Annotated in this window: 19 protein-coding genes; 15 read left to right on the forward strand and 4 right to left on the reverse strand. The window is 62.3% G+C overall.

Annotated features, from left to right (window positions below):
* Window positions 1-4: 4 nt before the first annotated feature.
* Together VNZ93_RS19160 and VNZ93_RS19165 are read right to left on the reverse strand one after the other, a co-directional pair.
* Entirely contained in the window at window positions 5-2140 is a 2136-nt protein-coding gene (locus tag VNZ93_RS19160) for a DUF294 nucleotidyltransferase-like domain-containing protein (RefSeq protein ID WP_325708843.1), read from the reverse strand.
* A 21-nt stretch (window positions 2141-2161) separates the two neighbouring features.
* Window positions 2162-2776, reverse strand: a complete 615-nt coding sequence (locus VNZ93_RS19165) for a hypothetical protein (RefSeq protein WP_325708845.1) — start codon at window positions 2774-2776, stop codon at window positions 2162-2164.
* A 308-nt stretch (window positions 2777-3084) separates the two neighbouring features.
* On the opposite strand from VNZ93_RS19165, the gene VNZ93_RS19170 reads away from it, so the two are divergent.
* The 12 genes from VNZ93_RS19170 to VNZ93_RS19225 all read left to right on the forward strand — a co-directional run bounded on the left by VNZ93_RS19170 (window position 3085) and on the right by VNZ93_RS19225 (window position 13333).
* Window positions 3085-3366: a DUF4212 domain-containing protein gene (locus tag VNZ93_RS19170; RefSeq protein ID WP_325708847.1), complete on the forward strand. Its 282-nt coding sequence runs from the start codon at window positions 3085-3087 to the stop codon at window positions 3364-3366.
* A gap of 14 nt (window positions 3367-3380) precedes the next feature.
* On the forward strand, window positions 3381-5351 hold the full coding sequence (locus VNZ93_RS19175) for a sodium:solute symporter family protein (protein ID WP_325708850.1): 1971 nt from the start codon (window positions 3381-3383) through the stop codon (window positions 5349-5351).
* A 114-nt stretch (window positions 5352-5465) separates the two neighbouring features.
* Complete coding sequence (locus VNZ93_RS19180; RefSeq protein ID WP_325708852.1) at window positions 5466-5771, forward strand: hypothetical protein; 306 nt, start codon at window positions 5466-5468, stop codon at window positions 5769-5771.
* A complete protein-coding gene (locus tag VNZ93_RS19185) occupies window positions 5768-6094 on the forward strand; it encodes a hypothetical protein (RefSeq protein WP_325708855.1) in 327 nt (108 codons plus the stop codon). The genes VNZ93_RS19180 and VNZ93_RS19185 overlap by 4 nt, the downstream gene beginning before the upstream one ends.
* A 201-nt stretch (window positions 6095-6295) precedes the next feature.
* Window positions 6296-6658 carry a hypothetical protein gene (locus VNZ93_RS19190; protein ID WP_325708858.1) on the forward strand — a complete coding sequence of 121 codons (363 nt, stop codon included), beginning with the start codon at window positions 6296-6298 and terminating at the stop codon, window positions 6656-6658.
* A 77-nt stretch (window positions 6659-6735) separates the two neighbouring features.
* Window positions 6736-7257: a hypothetical protein gene (locus VNZ93_RS19195; protein ID WP_325708861.1), complete on the forward strand. Its 522-nt coding sequence runs from the start codon at window positions 6736-6738 to the stop codon at window positions 7255-7257.
* Between the two features lie 78 nt (window positions 7258-7335).
* Window positions 7336-7710, forward strand: a complete 375-nt coding sequence (locus VNZ93_RS19200) for a hypothetical protein (RefSeq protein WP_325708864.1) — start codon at window positions 7336-7338, stop codon at window positions 7708-7710.
* 24 nt (window positions 7711-7734) lie between these two features.
* Window positions 7735-9612 (forward strand): PQQ-binding-like beta-propeller repeat protein, encoded by a 1878-nt coding sequence (locus VNZ93_RS19205; RefSeq protein ID WP_325708867.1) that lies wholly within the window; start codon window positions 7735-7737, stop codon window positions 9610-9612.
* Between the two features lie 161 nt (window positions 9613-9773).
* Window positions 9774-10676: a metal ABC transporter substrate-binding protein gene (locus VNZ93_RS19210; RefSeq protein ID WP_325708870.1), complete on the forward strand. Its 903-nt coding sequence runs from the start codon at window positions 9774-9776 to the stop codon at window positions 10674-10676.
* Window positions 10677-10689: 13 nt separating this feature from the next.
* Entirely contained in the window at window positions 10690-11607 is a 918-nt protein-coding gene (locus VNZ93_RS19215) for a manganese/iron ABC transporter ATP-binding protein (RefSeq protein WP_325708873.1), read from the forward strand.
* The gene (locus tag VNZ93_RS19220) at window positions 11604-12473 is read left to right on the forward strand and encodes a metal ABC transporter permease (protein ID WP_325708875.1); all 870 of its coding nucleotides are present in this window, start codon (window positions 11604-11606) and stop codon (window positions 12471-12473) included. The genes VNZ93_RS19215 and VNZ93_RS19220 overlap by 4 nt, the downstream gene beginning before the upstream one ends.
* A 44-nt stretch (window positions 12474-12517) precedes the next feature.
* A complete protein-coding gene (locus VNZ93_RS19225) occupies window positions 12518-13333 on the forward strand; it encodes a metal ABC transporter permease (RefSeq protein WP_414710124.1) in 816 nt (271 codons plus the stop codon).
* 76 nt (window positions 13334-13409) lie between these two features.
* On the opposite strand, the gene VNZ93_RS19230 is transcribed toward VNZ93_RS19225, so the two are convergent.
* Complete coding sequence (locus VNZ93_RS19230; RefSeq protein ID WP_325708880.1) at window positions 13410-14078, reverse strand: epoxyqueuosine reductase QueH; 669 nt, start codon at window positions 14076-14078, stop codon at window positions 13410-13412.
* 188 nt (window positions 14079-14266) lie between these two features.
* On the opposite strand from VNZ93_RS19230, the gene VNZ93_RS19235 reads away from it, so the two are divergent.
* From VNZ93_RS19235 to VNZ93_RS19245, 3 genes are all read left to right on the forward strand, one after another.
* On the forward strand, window positions 14267-14950 hold the full coding sequence (locus VNZ93_RS19235; RefSeq protein WP_325708883.1) for an alpha/beta family hydrolase: 684 nt from the start codon (window positions 14267-14269) through the stop codon (window positions 14948-14950).
* Between the two features lie 97 nt (window positions 14951-15047).
* Window positions 15048-15296, forward strand: a complete 249-nt coding sequence (locus tag VNZ93_RS19240) for a hypothetical protein (protein WP_325708886.1) — start codon at window positions 15048-15050, stop codon at window positions 15294-15296.
* 493 nt (window positions 15297-15789) lie between these two features.
* Window positions 15790-16098: a hypothetical protein gene (locus tag VNZ93_RS19245; RefSeq protein ID WP_325708889.1), complete on the forward strand. Its 309-nt coding sequence runs from the start codon at window positions 15790-15792 to the stop codon at window positions 16096-16098.
* 6 nt (window positions 16099-16104) lie between these two features.
* On the opposite strand, the gene VNZ93_RS19250 is transcribed toward VNZ93_RS19245, so the two are convergent.
* Window positions 16105-17748: FAD-dependent oxidoreductase (locus VNZ93_RS19250; protein WP_325708891.1), on the reverse strand; the 1644-nt coding region annotated here is incomplete at its 5' end.

Genomic DNA, 17748 nt, shown 5'->3' on the forward strand with positions numbered 1-17748 from the left:
GCCACTAGCTTCGGAACATCAGGTCCCGCCTCAGATCGTCGAGATGGCGCACGCGCTGCAGCGCGGACTGGAGGCGTTCGCGGTCGCGTGACGACAACCGCCGCACCGATACCGTATTGGTCGCGGGTTTGCCGTTCTGGATGTCCTCAAGCTGCTGCGACAAGATGAATTCAAGAAATGCCGCATGCGCTTCGAGCAACCCGTCGATATCGGAATCGCCGCCAACATCGAGCGCGCGAACGCCGATGAGCCTTGCAGGCGTCGTCCGCTCCAGGATGTGATGCTGGATTGCGAGCACACGTGCGGTTGACACGATGCCGAACAATCCCGTCCGCTTCAGATCGATGCGACCCTTTCTGGTCAGGATTCGCCCGAACAGGCCGATCCCGCGCTCGACACGACCGGAGGCCTCCGCAAGCAGCTTCGCGAAACTGGCCTGCCCTTTCGCCATGTCGAAGGCGTCGCGCCAGAGCGTATCCGCAAGCCCAAGCTGGCCGTAAACCCCACGCATGTCGAAGAAGATGTCGACGGATAAAAGGTCCTGCGGCCGCGAGCGCGTGATCCAGTCCGCGATCCGCGCTCGCCATGTCGCGACCGAGCCTCGCCACTGCGCGTTGCTCGCCATGACGCTGCCGGCGCAATACGGGACGCCGACCTCGTTGAGAATATCGGCGACGTGCTGGCCAAGCCGGGCGAACCATTGATCCTCAGGCCCAGAGGGATCGCCGCGCTCGAACACGATCGCGTTGTCCTGGTCCAGCGCGAGCAGGCTTTCGCCCCGGCCCGCCGAGCCGAGCACGGTCATCGCATAGGGACATGGCGGGTCGCCGTCGCCGGCTTCCAGCATGCGCCGCTCGGCAATCACCGCAGCCTGACGGGTCAGCGCACCAAGCTCGCGGGAAACGATCGCCGCCACCTCGCGCGCCGGCAGCCCTTCCGCGAGCAGAGAAGCGCAGACATGCGGGAGTTTTGCCCAGGCAGCGCCCAGCACAGGCACGGTATCGGCCTCGTCGATCTCGTCACCGAGCGAGACAGCCTCTCCCGCCCGCAACCGCAACAGATCGCGCGCCGACAATGCGCCGATAATGAAACCGCTCTCGTCCGTCACACCAAGATGACGGATCTTCAGCCGGCTCATGCGTCCGATCGCGCGGTACACGAAAGCGTCCGAAGAAATGGTCGCAAGCGGGCGGCTCATGAATTGTTCGATCCGCTGCTTCAGCGCGCCCTCACCCCCGGTCGCCATGGCCCGCAATACGTCACGCTCGGTGATGATCCCGGCGGCAAAGGCCGGCAATCGCGCGTCCGCGGCATCGGGGGGAGCCACATAGAGCGATGAAACCCTTTCGCGGATCAGTTCGCTGAGTGCGTCTCCGAGCGGGCGGTCCGACGAGATGATCTTCGGCGGTGCCGACATCACGTCGCTGATCCGGTGCCGATACGGATAGCTGTCGATGCGATCCAGAGTACGTGCCGCGCTGTCGCGGTCGACGGCCGCATCGGGCGTAACCCATCCTGCGCGATATTGCCGATCGAGCGCATCGGTCAGCGCCCGGCAGGCCTGTGCCGCTTCCGCATAGGTGCGGATGCCGTTGTCGCGCAGTTTCGGCAGCAATGCCTGAAAAACGCCAGCGGTCGTGAGCACGTCACCCAGCGCCGAATGCCGTCCCTCGACGGTGACACCAAGCCATGCCGCCAGTTCTTCGAGCGAGTTGCCGCCGCGGCGCGGATCGATCAGTTGCACGAGATGCTGGGTGTCGAGAGCGCGTAATGGCGCCCAGGGCAAACCGGCGCGCCGGCATTCCTGCTGCAGGATCGCAAGGTCGAAGCCAAGCGTGTGGCCGACCACCACCGCATTGCCGATATAGTCCGACAGCTTTGGCCACATCACAGCGAATACGGGCGCCTGCGCGACCTTCCCGTTGTCGATGCCATGCACCGCTGTCGAGAAAGCGGGGATCGGCTCGCACGGATTGATGTAGCTCCGAAACGCGTCCTGCGTGTCGATCTTTCCTGCGGCTATCCGGACGGCGGCCGCCTCGATCACGCGGGCCTTGCGCGGATCAAGTCCCGTCGTCTCCGTATCGAGAACGACCGCATCGAGCGAGATCAGCGGTGTGGCATTGGTGACCGCGACCATGTCGCCGCTCCGTATGCAGCATCAGGTCGCGCCGCGCAATTGCTGCACCAGCGCGTCCGCATCCATGCGATTCGTCAAGTCTTCCTGAACCTTGATCAGATGCAGCTGCATGAAACCTCTTGCTGTCGGCGCATCGGGTGTAAGGAACGGCTTGTCGAACGGCATCATCGCGAAGTAGCGCTCGGCGAACGGCTCGGGAATGTCGATGACCCGTTTCGGCGGATGCGTCGAGAGCCGTTCGAGATGCAGCGCGAGATCAGCCCGCCCCGCCGCCCATTCTTCATCGGTGAGTTCGGCCGGCCGCGGATAGCGGTCGTAAATCGACAGAACGAGCGTGATCAGCGGATCGAGAACGCTGCGGCGATCGCCCTGGGCCCGAGGCACGAGAATCGTCTCGACCGTCTCCGCCACCATGGCGAGGCCAAGCGGAAAGGCGCGCCAGCGCGAACGATTGAGCGCACCCTGAAAGCCTTTGTCCGCGAGCATCACCTTCGAGTAATGGCCCGAACGCGCGCGCGAATAATCGTAGATTCCCTTCTGCACGAGGAAGGCCGCCTGCTCGTCGATGAAGGTAGCAAGCCCCTGCAGCGAACGAATCTTCGGTTTGCGCCGCAGCAAAAAATCCAACAGCCCCATCGCCTTCCTCTTTTTATAGCGTTGTTATGTAGCGCATTATTTGATCTCGCACGTGCGAAGAGCGCAGCGCGACAAACATTAGCAATTTCAGTGAGAAAAAGCCTTATTTTGGCCGAAAGTCGTATAAGCCCCCGCCCTCGTCAGTGTTAATTTTCCGTATCGTTCTGCAAGCGCGGCGCAAAGATCGCGTGTCAGACAGCGGCAAGTTGGGGAGGTGCCGCACCATCACCGGGTCAACCGGCTCTCCCCGCACAGACAGCTCCGGATGCGCGCGCATCTGGTTACTCAAGAGGGAGGGCAACCGACCCATGTCACAGCAGACAACGACACAAGGCACGTCTGCCAATGACCAGGCTCATTGGCGAAAGACGACCAATCTCATGTGGATCCATCTCGGGATCTGGTTCTTCTTCGGCTACATCATCCACATGTTCGCACCGGCACTGAACAAGATCGTCATCGCCGGTTTCCCGCTCGGCTTCTACATGGCCGCGCAAGGCTCGCTGATCGCGTTCGTGGTCCAGCTCTTCGTATTTGCGAAGCAGCAGGACAAGATCGACCGTGAGTTCGGCGTCGCCGAAGACGATTGAGGGAGCACACACAAATGGCTACTCCCGCTCAAACCTCTGGCGGCAACGACTTCATCAATAATCTCGGCAAGATCTACGGTTTGTATACCGGAGGATTCCTTGCTTTCGTCGTGCTGCTGGCAATCCTCGAACAGGTCGGCGTGCCGAACAGGGTGCTCGGTTATCTGTTCGTGTTCTTCACCATCGCGGTCTACGCCATCATCGGCGTGCTCTCGCGCACGGCGCAGGTCTCCGAATATTACGTGGCGGGCCGGCGCGTCCCGGCGCTCTACAACGGTATGGCGACCGGCGCGGACTGGATGTCCGCCGCTTCGTTCGTCGGTATGGCCGGCACGCTCTTTCTGCTCGGCTATGACGGCCTCGCCTGGGTGCTTGGCTGGACCGGCGGCTACGTGCTCGTCTCGGTTCTGGTCGGCCCGTATCTGCGCAAGTTCGGCGCCTATACCGTTCCGGACTTCATGTCCTTCCGGTTCGGCGGCAACTTCGCCCGCTTCCTGGCCGTGATCGTGCTGGTCTGCTGCTCCTTCACCTACGTGACGGCGCAGATTTACGGCACCGGCATCATCGCGTCGCGCTTCCTCGGCATGAACTTCGAGGTCGCGGTGTTCGTGGGCCTTGCCGGCATTCTGCTCTGCTCGATGCTGGGCGGCATGCGGGCGGTGACCTGGACGCAGATCGCTCAGTACATCGTGCTGATCGTGGCATACCTCACCCCGATCATCATCCTGTCCACGCAGAAGTACGGGCTCCCGATCCCTCAGCTGACTTATGGTCAGGCGATCGCCGACATCACCGCTCGCGAAGGAGCGATGGTGAAGGACGGCCTGGCGGCCGCTGGGGCATTGAAGCCTCATATCCAGCCGTGGCTGAACTACACACCACTCAACTTCTTCGCGATCATCTTCTGCATGATGGTGGGCACGGCTTCGTTGCCGCACATCCTGATGCGTTACTTCACCACCCCCTCGGTGCGTGAAGCCCGTCAGTCGGTGGCATGGTCGCTGTTCTTCATCTTCCTCCTGTACTTCTCGGCGCCGGCCTATGCGGCGTTCTCGAAGCTGGAGGTTTACACCAACATCATCGGCCGCAGCGTGACGGAAATCCGGCCATGGATGTTCACCTGGGGCGAACTCGGTCTGATCCAGGTCTGCGGCAAGAATGCCGCCAGCCTGCAGGCCGTGATCGATGCGTGTAAGGCAGCAGGCACGCAAGTCGTCCGCTTCCAGGACTTCGCGATCAACACTGACGTGATCGTGCTCTCCACGCCGGAGATCGCAGGATTGCCGTATGTGATCTCGGGCCTGGTCGCCGCCGGCGGTCTCGCCGCCGCGCTCTCGACCGCGGACGGTCTGCTGCTCGCCATCGCCAACGCGCTGTCGCACGACATCTATTACAAGATGATCGACCCGAACGCGCCGACGGTGAAGCGGCTCACGGTCGCCCGTGTGCTGCTGGTGCTCGTCGCCGTGTGTGCGGCGGCTACCGCGGCGACAAAGCCTGCCGACATTCTCGCGATGGTCGGCTGGGCCTTCTCGCTCGCGATGGCCGGCAACTTCCCGGCGCTCGTCATGGGCATCTGGTGGAAGCGTGCCACGACAGCAGGCGCCATCGCCGGCATCATTGGTGGCTTTGGCATCGCGCTGATGTACCTCGTGGTCAGCCGGTACTTCCCCGGCTTCGGCGTGAAGTATCTCGCCATGTCGTCCCTGCCCAGCCCGGCCGGCAATCCGCTGGTCGATCTAACCAAGGCCATGGCTGCCCCCAACGCGATGGATACCTGGGTTGCCGCAAGCCACCCGATGGCCAGCAAGGTTGGCTGGTTCGGTATCAACAACATCGCGGCCGGCCTGATCGGCATGCCCGTTGGCTTCCTGCTGATCTATGTGGTTTCGTTGATGGGCAAGGAGCCGTCGAAGGAAATGCAGGCCTTCGTCGACGAAATCCGCAAGCCGCGCGGTCGCACGGTTCTGCAGGAAAAGGACTAAGCCTCTTCAAGAAGGCGTCAAACAAGACGGGGCCCGGTTTCGGGCCCCGTTCTTTTTTGCAAGACCTCGGTCAGGCTTTGCGTTATGTCATCTGGCCTGCGGAGACTTTGCTGAGTGCAGCAATCGTTCTGGAGTCTTTGGTACTTCAACCTGCCGAACTTCGTTCTGGCAGTGGTGATGTACACCATGCTCGGGCGCGCCCTGCTCGGGCTCTTCGTCGACGCCGATTCCAAGAACTACATCTGGCGCGGCTTCTGCGCGATCACGGATCCCGTCCTGAAGGTTCTGGCCTTGGTGACGCCGAGGGCAGCGTCCCCGGTCGTGCAATGGCTGTTCGGCTTCGTCTGGATGTTCTGGCTGCGCGTGCTCCTGTTCGTCGTTTTCTTCGCCACCGGTTTGCTGAAGGTGGGCGGCGCATGAACGAACGCAGCTTCTATTACATCGGCATCGCCTTCTTCGGCATGATCAACGGAATTTTCAATCCGTTCTTCTTCATTGTCTTCCAGATCTCGGCGTACCTCATGGCGGAGCCGCTGTTCGGCTCGACCGCCGCCATCGCTTATTTTTCCTCGCTCATGCTGTCGACCGGGACGGTGATTCTGGGCGGAATACCGGCGGCGCTATACGAGCGCTATATCGGGGCGAAGGACGATTCGACGGTGGTCTCGCTCTGGATCTGGCTGGCTGGCACCGCCATCCTGACCATTCCGGCGATCGGTAACTTCCTGAAAATCGGTCTCTGAGCGGCTCGCATGCCAAGGACTGCGGGGTCCCCCGCGCCCAGCGCTGGGCTATGACGTTTTCCTGCCGCTTTCCGGAACCAGCCTAGCGGACGCCGCGTTCAGGCAGCAGCCGAGCGCTCGGCACGGTGCTTGCATCCTGATTGAGGAATCTCGGGAGGGGAGTGTCCAAGGAGCAGGTATCCGATCGAAAAGGAGACCCGCATGGATACGTTTGCGCGCTTTGCGTTCTTCACAATCGTCCGGGATGCCGTTTTCACGGCGCTCGCCGCAGGCATTCTGATGGTGGTCTACAGTTTCGATCCACCGCTTGCCCTTGTCATCGGCGCCTCGGCGATCATGTTCTTCGCGATTGTGGTTCTCGTGCGCGCGCTATTCCTCACCGACGAGCGCGTCGCAAACACAGAGGCCTGGCTGGTCATGGAGCCGCACGAACGGCCGAGCGGACGCGCTGGCCTCGCCTTCGCGCATGAACAACTCGAACTGATGCTGCTGATGGCCGGAAAAAATGCCGCCCTGATTGCTGCCGTGATGTTCGGCGCCGGCCTCCTGTTGAGATGGGCGTAACGCAACACCGCTTCGTGACTGAAACGCAATGCGATCCTTGCTAGATTGAGGCGCACGCAGCGAGGTCGAGGCTTGCCATGGAGCACATGCGCCGTATCGCCTACGAAACGGTCCTGCGCGCCTGCGGCTTTGCATCTCTCGGTATTTTTTGCGTCATGACGGGGATGTCGTTCGACCCCAAGCTGGCCTTTCAGGCCGGCGGCTTCCTCACGACCGTCATGGCTTTCGTCCTGGTCCTGAAAGCGCGCGAGGCGCTGACCAAGGACTATCGCCGCACCGAGATGTGGCTCTACATCGACAAGAACTTCCGCCCGCCGGAGGCCTATGCCCAATGGGCCAGCGCGACCGTTCTGCGCGACACATATCTCACCTTCGCGATGTGGACCTCGCTCATCTCGATCACGATGTGGGCGCTGGCGCTGGTCTTTTCTCTCGCCGGCACGACCTCGACCCTCGCGCGGGCGGAGTCGCCAGAACCGCGACCGGCCGTCTCCCAAGTCCCGGCTGGCGTGAGGCCGGACGTCGCGGATGCCAGAACATCGCCGCCGTCCCCACGGCGACCGCCTCCGCCTTCCATCCGCTATCAGGTTTTCCCGTAGTCCGCTCAAAGCCCCCCCAGCCTGCACACCACATGCAGGGATGGCGGTTTGCCCTGGCAGGCCGCGAAGGAGTAAATTGTGCGCGGGGATACAACCATGGGCGCGGACGAATATAGACGCAGCGATTACGGCGCCTGGCTGATCGTCATCGCCTCGATCGTTGGCCTCACCGTCTCCGTCATCAATTACAATGCAGCCGACAGCGGCGTCTCAGGCACCGCCGGTGCAATGCTGGTGATCGTCTCCTCGGCGCTGTTGCTGTTTGCGGGCTTTTTGCTCGGACGCGACATGGGCGGCTTCGGTGTCCGTGCCGTGTTCGCCACGCTCTGCTTCTTCGGCATCGTCGGTACTGCATTCGCCGGCTATCTTCTCGAAAGCACGACGCTCGTTGCCGCTATGGCGGTATGCCTTTTCGGCTGGTTCATCCGACTGTTCCAGACACGCACAGCCTGACCGCTTTCATGCACGGGCCTTGACATGAAATTCCCGATACTCTCCGGCCCGGTCATCGCAACGCTCGCACTGGCCTCGTTTGCACACGCGCAAAATGCCGGATGGTCGCACTTCAACGGCGATCTCAGCGCGCAGAAATTCTCGCCGTTGAGCGAGATCACGCCGGCGAATGTAAAAAACCTGCGCACCGCCTGGCGTATGCGCACCGCCGAAACTCCTGCTCCTGGCGGCTGGCAGGCGACCCCGATCTTTGCAAACGACACGCTTTATGTCGGTACGCCAAGATCGCGCATTCTCGCACTCGAGCCGGATAGCGGGCGTCTGAAATGGAGCTACGATCCAAAACCGGCTCTTGATGCCGCTGCACAGCGTGGAGCCTCGAACCGAGGCGTCGCCTATTGGCAGGCGGACAAGCCGATTGCGGAAGAGCCCTGCCAGAAGCGCGTTTATGTCGGCACCGTCGATGCGAAACTGCACGCCGTCGATGCCGATAGCGGAAAACTTTGCGCCGACTTCGGCGATGCAGGCGTGCTGAATGCCGACCAGTGGAACAGCGCGAACAGAAAATGGCCGCTGGCGCTGACACAGCCACCGACCGTGTTCCGGGATTTCCTGTTTCTTGGCTGGAGCGGAAACGGCCTTGCCGAAGGTGCGGTATCTCCCGGCACGTTGTTCGCCCTCGATGCGCGCAGCGGTGCACTGCGTTGGACCTTCGAGTCCATTCCGGAAGAAGTCGCCGGCAAGACCGGCATGGCCAATGTCGCCGGCAGCATGACCGTCGATCCTGTCCGGAACATGCTTTACATCCCGGTTCGTTCACCGAGTCCCGACTTCTTCGGCGGCAACCGGCTCGACGACATCCCTTACGCAAACTCGGTCACGGCCCTGGACATTCCGTCCGGAAAGGTCGTGTGGAGCCGCCAACTCGTGCATCACGATGTCTGGGATTACGGGCCCAATGCTGCGCCGAGCCTCGTCGATATCGTGAAGGACGGAAACACGATCCCGGCACTCGTGCAGACGAGCAAGCAGGGCTTTCTGTTCGTACTCAATCGCGAAACCGGCGAGCCGATCTACCCGATCGAGGAGCGGCCGGCGCCGCGATCGACGGTTCCCGGCGAAGTCGCCGCGCCGACGCAGCCTTTTGCGACCATGCCGCCGCCGGCAACGGGCGACACATGGCCGGGCATTTTCAAGCTCGCCGACTGGGTGAGCTTCGGCTATTGCACGCGCATCGCAGCCGGCAGGCACGACGAGGGCCGGTTCACTCCGCCCAGCCTGCAGGGTTCGTTGACATATCCGTCGCTGACCGGGGCGATCGGATCTGGCGGCGGCGCCATTGACCCGCGCAGCCAGACAATGATCGTGAATGCGACCAGCGCCGTGCAGATCTACAGGCTGCTGCGCCGCGCCGACTATAACAACCTCGCGGACGATGACGCGGAGACCGCGCGCGGCCTGTACCCGATGCGCGGCACACCCTATGGCGCCCGGATCTCCACCTTCCTCAATCCGCTCCGCATGCCCTGCTGGAATCCGCCGTTCGGGACGTTATCATCCTACGACCTCAAGAGCGGCAAGCTCCTGTGGCGCAAGCCGTTCGGCCAGGTGCAGCGCTGGGGCTTCTACATGCCGGAGGCATGGGGGACTCCGACGGTTGGCGGACCCGCCATCACCGCAAGCGGACTGATCTTCATCGGTGGATCGATGGATTCGCGGGTCCGCGCGATCGACCTGAAGACCGGCGACGTCCTGTGGAAGCACCTCGTTCCCGCGCCTTCGGCGGCATTGCCAGCGATCTACAGCTACAAAGGCAAGCAATACGTGGTCTTCGCCGCGGGCGGGCATCCGGCGCTGACGTCGAAAATCAGCGACGCCGTGGTTGCGTTTGCGCTGCCTTAAGTTCAGCCGCTCGACCCGCCGCTCGCGAAGTCCAGGATTCCGGCAGACGCCCTCTATTTGCAAATGATTCGCAGCTAGCTTGACGCTACGCAAACCGCGCCTTATCTTGCAAATAATTCGCAATTGCAGTCCACTGGTGTGGGCCGGAGGCATCTGGGGACATGAGTTCAGCGAAGTTGCTTGCGAGCGCCGTCGCCCTGGCGCTGTGTGCGCTTGTTGCTCCGGCGAGTGCACAGGGGATCAACAAGCCGTTCCGCGTGGTCACGACCTTCACGGTGATCCAGGACATCGCGCAGAATGTTGCCGGCGACAAAGCAATCGTCGAGTCGATCACCAAGCCCGGTGCCGAGATCCACGACTATCAGCCGACGCCGCTCGACATCGTCAAGGCGCAGGCAGCTGATCTCGTATTGTGGAACGGCCTCAATCTCGAGCGCTGGTTCGAGCGCTTCTTCGACAACGTCAAGGAAGTTCCCAGCGTGGTTGTTACCGACGGCATCACGCCTGTCGGCATCACCGAAGGCCCCTATACCGGCAAGCCCAATCCGCATGCCTGGATGTCGCCCACCAACGCGCTGATCTATGTCGAGAACATCCGCAAGGCGCTGGTCCAGCACGATCCGAAGAATGCCGACAGCTACAACAGGAATGCGGCCGAATATTCCGCGAAAATCAAGGCGATCGATGAACCGCTCCGCAAGCGGCTCGCTGCGATTCCGGAGAACCAGCGCTGGCTCGTGTCCAGCGAGGGCGCGTTCAGTTATCTGACGCGCGACTACGGTTTGAAGGAAGCCTATCTCTGGCCGATCAACGCCGACGAACAAGGCACACCCAAGCAGGTCCGCAAGGTGATCGACCTTGTACGCAAGAACAAGATCCCGGTGGTGTTCAGCGAGAGCACGATTTCGGATCGTGCGGCAAAGCAGGTCGCGCGCGAAACCGGCGCGAAATATGGCGGCGTCCTCTACGTCGACTCGCTCAGCGCAGCGAACGGCCCCGTGCCGTCCTATCTCGATCTCCTGAATGTGACGGTCGACACCATCGCCAAGGGGTTCGGCAAGTGAGAGATCCGCACGCATGACCGCGCCTGCGCACCGCCTGGTCCAGCCGGCCGATACCGCGCTCGGTGCCAGCATTGCCGTGCGCGGCCTGAGCGTGACCTATCCGAACGGCTTCACCGCCGTACGCGATGCGAATTTCCAGCTCGATCCGGGCACGATATGCGCGCTTGTCGGCGTGAACGGCAGCGGGAAATCGACGATCTTCAAGGCGATCATGGGCTTCGTGCGTCCATCCCACGGCGAGGTGAAGCTGTGCGGCCTCCCGGTCGAGGACGCGATCAAGAAAAACATCGTCGCCTACGTCCCGCAAAGCGAGGACGTGGACTGGAATTTCCCGGTTCTGGTCGAGACCGTGGTGATGATGGGCCGTTACGGCCACATGAATTTCCTGCGCATGCCATCGCGCGCCGACCGCTACAAGGTCGACCAGGCGCTGGAGCGCGTCGGCATGAGCGCCTATCGAAACCGACAGATCGGTGAGCTTTCCGGAGGACAAAAGAAGCGCGTATTCCTCGCGCGATCGCTCGCCCAGGAAGGCCGGATCATCCTTCTTGACGAGCCATTCACCGGCGTCGACGTGAAGACGGAGACCGCGATCATCGGACTGCTGCGGGAGCTTCGCGATTCCGGACACCTGATCCTCGTGTCCACGCACAATCTCGGCAGCGTGCCAGATTTCTGCGACCAGGTCGTGCTCATCAACCGCACGGTGCTCGCTGCCGGTCCGACCGCGGAGGTGTTCACACAAAAGAACCTCGAACGCGCCTTCGGCGGCGTGCTGCGCAACTTCCAGCTTGGCGGGCGCGACCTGCACGACGACGACGATGCGCGCAGCGTGACCGTCCTCACCGACGACGAACGGCCGCTGGTGCTTTACGGCGACAAGGCCGAGCGCACGAAGGATCAACGCAAGAAGGACCAGGGGGGCACATGAGCACCCTCCTCACAGAACTTCTGGTCCCGTTCAGCTACAATTACATGCTCAAGGCGATGTGGGTGAGCGCGCTGGTGGGTGGCGTTTGCGCTTTCCTGTCCGCTTATCTGATGCTGAAAGGCTGGTCCCTCATGGGCGATGCGCTCGCCCACTCGATCGTCCCGGGCGTGGCAGGAGCCTATATCCTCGGCGCGCCTTTCGCGGTCGGTGCCTTCTTTGCCGGCATCATCGCCTCGCTCGCTATGCAGTTCGTCAAGCAGAAGTCCCGCCTGCGCGAGGATGCGGTGATCGGCCTCGTCTTTACCGCGCTGTTCGCGCTCGGCCTGCTGATGGCGTCGATCTGGCCAACCTCGGTCTCGATCCAGACTATCGTGCTCGGGAATATCCTTGCCATCGCGGACGAAGACGTGGTGCAGGTGGCGATCATCGCGGCGGTATCGCTCGCGGTTCTGGCTTTCATCTGGAAAGACCTGATGGTCACGTTCTTCGATGAGAATCACGCGCGCTCGATCGGCATCAATACAGGCGCGCTGAAGATCATATTCTTCACATTGCTGTCCGCCTGCACTGTCGCCGCTTTGCAAACAGTCGGCGCCTGCCTCGTGATCGCCATGGTGGTGACCCCCGGCGCGACCGCCTATCTCCTCACCGACCGCTTCGGCAAACTGATCCTCATCTCGATCGCGCTCGGTGTGTCCACGAGCTTCGTCGGCGCCTATCTCAGCTATTTCCTGGACGGCGCGACTGGCGGCGTGATCGTGACCCTTCAGACGCTTGTCTTTCTTTCCGCATTCGTCTTCGCTCCGAAACATGGGCTGCTCGCGGCCCGGCGACGCCGTCTCGCAGGCGCGGAGATCGCCGCGTGACCGGCCTCTACGATCTCGTCGCGGCCCCCCTGTCGTATCCGTTCATGCAGCGCGCGCTTGTGGTGTCACTGCTTGTTGCAGCAATCTGTGCCGTCCTGTCCTGCTATCTCGTGCTCAAGGGCTGGTCCCTGATGGGCGACGCCATTTCCCACGCAGTGCTGCCGGGGATCGTACTCGCCTATATCCTGAGTATCCCGCTTGCGATCGGCGCCTTCGTTGCCGGGCTCGGTTGCGCGGTGATGACCGGCTACCTCAAGGAAAACAGCCGGATCAAGGAGGACACGGTCATGGGCATCGTGTTCTCTGGCATGTTCGGCTTCGGGCTGGTGCTGTTCACCAAGGTCGAGACCGAGCAGCATCTCAACCACATTCTGTTCGGCAATGTGCTCGGCGTCACGATACGCGATGTGATCGAGACAGCGATCGTGGCCGGCGGCACACTCGCGATCGTGCTCGTGAAACGGCGTGATCTGCTGCTTTACTGCTTCGACCCGAACCATGCCCGCTCCATCGGCCTGCCGGTTCAGGTGTTGCATTACGGTCTTCTCGTGCTGCTCGCACTGACAATCGTGGCCTCGCTCAAGGCCGTCGGCATCATCCTCGTCATCGCGATGCTGATCGGGCCGGGCGCCACGGCCTATCTGCTAACCGACTCTTTCGAGAGGATGCTTGTGATCGCTGCCGCTGTCGCACTTGCCTCGGCCCTCATCGGAACGATCGTCAGCTTCCACATCGATGGAGCGACCGGCGCCTGCATCGTCCTCATTCAGGCGATCTTCTTCGTCGTCGTATTCCTGTTCGCGCGCAAAGGCGGCATCCTCAGACAGCCACGGCCGGGCGCATTCAGCACCGAGCCGTGAATTGCTCCTCGCCTGTCGTGATGGGCGCGCGCGCTCCGGGCCGCGTCTCCTCAGCCAACCGAAACGCCGGCCTCAGCTAGATTGCGTCTTTATCCTCGTCGCGCCCGTAGAATTTCGTTCCGATCTCGATCGGAGCGCGACCCTGGCTGCGCCGGTGCTGATTGGTGTCACGCAGCGAATAGACGCAACCGCAATATTCCTGCTGGTAGAACTCCTCGCGCTTGGAAATCTCGATCATGCGCGCGGCACCACCGCCCTTGCGCCAGTTGAAGTCCCAGTAGCTCAGTCCCTCGTAACGGCCGGCGGCGCGCTTACCGCAATCGTTGATCTGCGCCATGTTCTTCCAGCGCGAGATGCCGAGCGAAGAGGTCATCACCGGGAAGCCATGCTCGTGCGCATAGAGCGCGGTGCGTTCAAAGCGCATGTCGAAGCACATCGTGCAGCGTATGCCACGCTCCGGCTCCCACTCCATGCCCTTGGCACGCGCGAACCAATTGTCCTTGTCGTAATCCGCATCAACGAACGGCACACCGTGCTTCTCGGCGAAGCGCACATTCTCGTCCTTGCGCAGGAGATATTCGCGCTCGGGATGAATGTTCGGGTTATAGAAAAAGATCGTGTAATCGATGCCGGAGGCTAGCATCGCTTCCATCACCTCGCCGGAACAGGGGGCGCAGCAGGAATGCAGGAGCACCTTCTTGTGCCCGCCGGGAGGGGTCAGTGACTTGCGGTCGTAGGTCTGCATGGCCGGCCTTTTAGCCCATGCGCCGGCGGCGCGCTACCGCTCGCGGAGGCCGCGACCGGCCGGGAACCGCGGCGAACAGGCGGTCCCCTGCCCTGAATTGCCGGCGATGGCGGCGTGCCCCCGCGCTCCTGCCTGGGCCAGTGCGAAGCCGTCAAGGTTGTGGCATCCATACGGCCTGTCCTGGTGCAATGAAGATGACGCAGACCTTCACCATCGAAATTCCCGGCAGCGGCACCGTCTCGTCGCTGCTCGACAAACCCGCAAGCCCCCTCGCCGGCTACGTGTTCGCACATGGCGCGGGCGCCGGCATGACGCATCCATTCATGCAGGCGGTTGCGACCGGCCTCGTTGCACGCAACATCGCGACGCTCCGTTATCAGTTTCCGTACATGGAGCGCGGCAGCAAGAGGCCGGACGCGCCTGCGGTCGCGCAAGCCGCGGTCCGTGCAGCGGTCGAGGCCGCCGCAGCGAAACTCCCAGGGACGGCATTGATTGCGGGCGGGAAGTCGTTTGGCGGGCGCATGACGTCGCATGCGCAGGCGAAGGAGCCGCTACCCGGCGTGCGTGGACTTTGCTTTTTCGGATTTCCGCTGCATCCCGCCGGAAAGCCCGCAAGCGAACGCGGCGATCATCTTGCCGGCATCAAGGTGCCGATGCTGTTCCTTCAGGGGACGCGTGACGCGCTCGCCGAGGTCGACCTGATCGAGCCGCTGGTCGCTTCCCTCGGGCAACGCGCGAGCCTGCATCTCGTCGCGAATGCCGATCACTCTTTCCACGTCCCGGCGAAGAGCGGCCGCAAGGACAGCGATGTCAAGGAGGAGATCCTGGACACCATGGCGGCATGGATGTCGCGCGTTCTGCGCGCCACATAGCATCGCGCCGACCGCTCACTCCACGCGCTTCCTCGAATCACGCGGGGCGAAAGCCGGGTTAACGCACTCTTAACAGAACCCGTGCATTTTTGCGGACATGACCAGCAACCTTTACCTTCGCTTCGCCGACGGGCGGATTGGCGTCGCGCGCTACCCATATCTGCGCGATGCAGCGGACATGTATGTCTGGTTTGACGCGGACGAGAATCGCAGCCGGTATGGCATCTGCCAGTGTTGGGTCACCGAAGAAGGCTCATCCTTCGTCATCCTCGGCGATGCACCCAAGGGATGGGCGGCATCGCATCCAGCACGCGAGTCCGCTGCACCGCATCATGCTCATTCGTAAGTGATGCAATGAGCCCTGGAGCGAAACGCGCTCACGAAGGCTCGTGTGCGTCGCAATATGATGCGGTCGACCGCTCTGCTCCGATCGACAACCTCGCCGCGTCATTTCGTCCGTTCGTATTTTTTTCAGAATCCGCATCATTGCACCGCGATCAGTAGTCCGGTGCTCCGACGTGTCACATCGCTGCCCTAATGCGCTGCCCCAATAAGACACACAGATTCGAGTTGGGGGCTCGCAATCATGACGACTGAATCACCACATTGTAGCGTAGCTGAAGCCGCGATCATCGGCTCGGATCGGCATTCCTCATCAACGTCGTGAATCAAGATCGCGATGCACCATCACGGATGTAACGCGATGGTGCGGCTCTATCCGTCGCCTGGGGACACTTCCATGATCGAAATGGTGATCGGCGCCGTTCTCGGCGTGTGCGGCTTTATTGGGCTCGAGTGGTGGCTGGTCGGCCGCAAACCGCTCGATACACGGGGGACCAATGGTATTCGATGAATCCGACTGCGATCAGATGGAGCGGGCGCTGCTTCGGGCCTATCGGCTGTTCATGAGCAACGGGCGCCTCTGCACGGATAACTTTTCGATCGCCAAGGCCACACTCAGCCGCGCCATCATGCACGCGATGGAGCGCGGCGAGAGAAACGAGTTGCGCCTCGCAATGTATGCGGTGAACACCTTCAATACCTATTCGGAAGACATCGTCGTGCGCGACATGATGTGCCTCCGCGGCCAGATGTGCTCGCCTGAGCGGCACAGATATCATGAGCGGCAAAGAGATTATGCCGGGTAGACCCGGCTATGCTGCGCGCCGCGTCCGGAACGCTGTCGCAGCGCCCCGGATCAGATCGATGAGCTCGTCCGGCTTGTCCGGCACCGCATTCCCCCGCCAGGCGACATGCTGGTCCGGCCGCGACAGCACGAGACTTTGCGGGTAGAGGGTTGTGAGCGCCTCGTCGCTCGAACGCACATCGAGTACGACAAGCGGCACCTTTCGCCTCGCGGCAGCGTCGACGAGACCGCTCACATCAATCGCGGGATCGAAGCGCAACAGCGTGTAGCCGGGGCCCATCGCGTCGTAGAGCGACCGCCCGTCTTCCAGCCAGACATGTGGTGTGCGGCAGCCGGGGACTGACGACGGCACGAAGTCGTAGAGCGTATAGCCGGGCTGCGTCTCGTCGTCGTACGCAATGATCGGCGACGCATCGTAGAAATAGCCGAAGTTGAGTCCTCCACAGCAATACTGGTTGACATTCAGATCGTATAATTCGCGTCCAAAGCGTGCACGGATCGCGTCGCCTTCCGGACTAGGCTCCTCAATCCGATCGGGAATCGCCGACCGGAGCTTGCTCAGCGATATCGCGTGGTCCATCGCGAAATGGGATACCTGCTGCGTGATGGGCAGGCGCTCGGCTTCATACGCACCGAGGATGCCCGCGTCGGCCCATCCCTGCAATGCGCCCGCCAACAGCCATGACAGGTTGGCTGCATCAGCGATGCCAGCGTTCATGCCGTAGCCCGCCATCGGGACCCACAGATGCGCGGCATCCCCGCAAATGAACACGCGCCGATCACGGAAGTGATCGGCGACGAGCCGTCGGCCGATCCAGTCTTCCTTGCTGATGATCTCGTAGTGAAAATCCGGCCCAACGCCCAGGATAAGCCGCAGGCATGCATCGCGATCGACGGAGGCGAAGTCATCCTCTCCGCGCCGCAGATAGTTGTGAACGAGCCAGGTCTCCTTGCCGTCGATCGCGTAGACATTCCCCGAGCGGCGGGGGTTGACCGAAAACGTTCCCCAGGCCGGCCTGGCGCTCATGCGCTCGATCAAGCCAGGCGCACGGATGCATGTCGACTGTACCGACTGGACGACAGCGTCGCCATGCAGCTTTGCGCCGATCGCCGAACGAACCACCGACCGCCCGCCATCACATCCGACAAGATAGTCGCACTCGATGTTGAGGACCCGCCAGTCCTCGAGGCTGCGGACCGCCGCGACGACGCCTGCTTCGGTCTGCTCGAATGTCTCGAACTCGGTCTGCGCCAGGATCGTAACCTCGGGCAGAGCATCGACACGCCCGAACAGGATCGGCTCGAGGTAGATCTGGTTGATCCGGTGCGGCGGCTCCGGCGTCGGCCACCAGCCGTCCGGACCGCTCTTGTCGCCGTAGCGATCCCTGCGGCATGGGATGTGAATTCGCGCCAGCTCCGTCCCGATAGTCGTGGTCCGATAGGACACGTCATTTGGATAGTCCGGCGGCAGCCCTGCGTTTCGGAAGGCGGACGCCACGCCCAGCCGCCGGAAGATTTCCATCGAGCGAGCCGACACATGGTTGCTCTTGACGCTCGGCGGCTCGCCGCGTCGCCGCCGCTCGACCACGACCACGCTGATGCCATACGACGCCAGCGACATGGCGGCCGTCAATCCGACCGGCCCTGCTCC

The sequence above is a fragment of the Pseudorhodoplanes sp. genome (assembly GCF_035565795.1).
Lineage (GTDB): Bacteria > Pseudomonadota > Alphaproteobacteria > Rhizobiales > Xanthobacteraceae > Pseudorhodoplanes.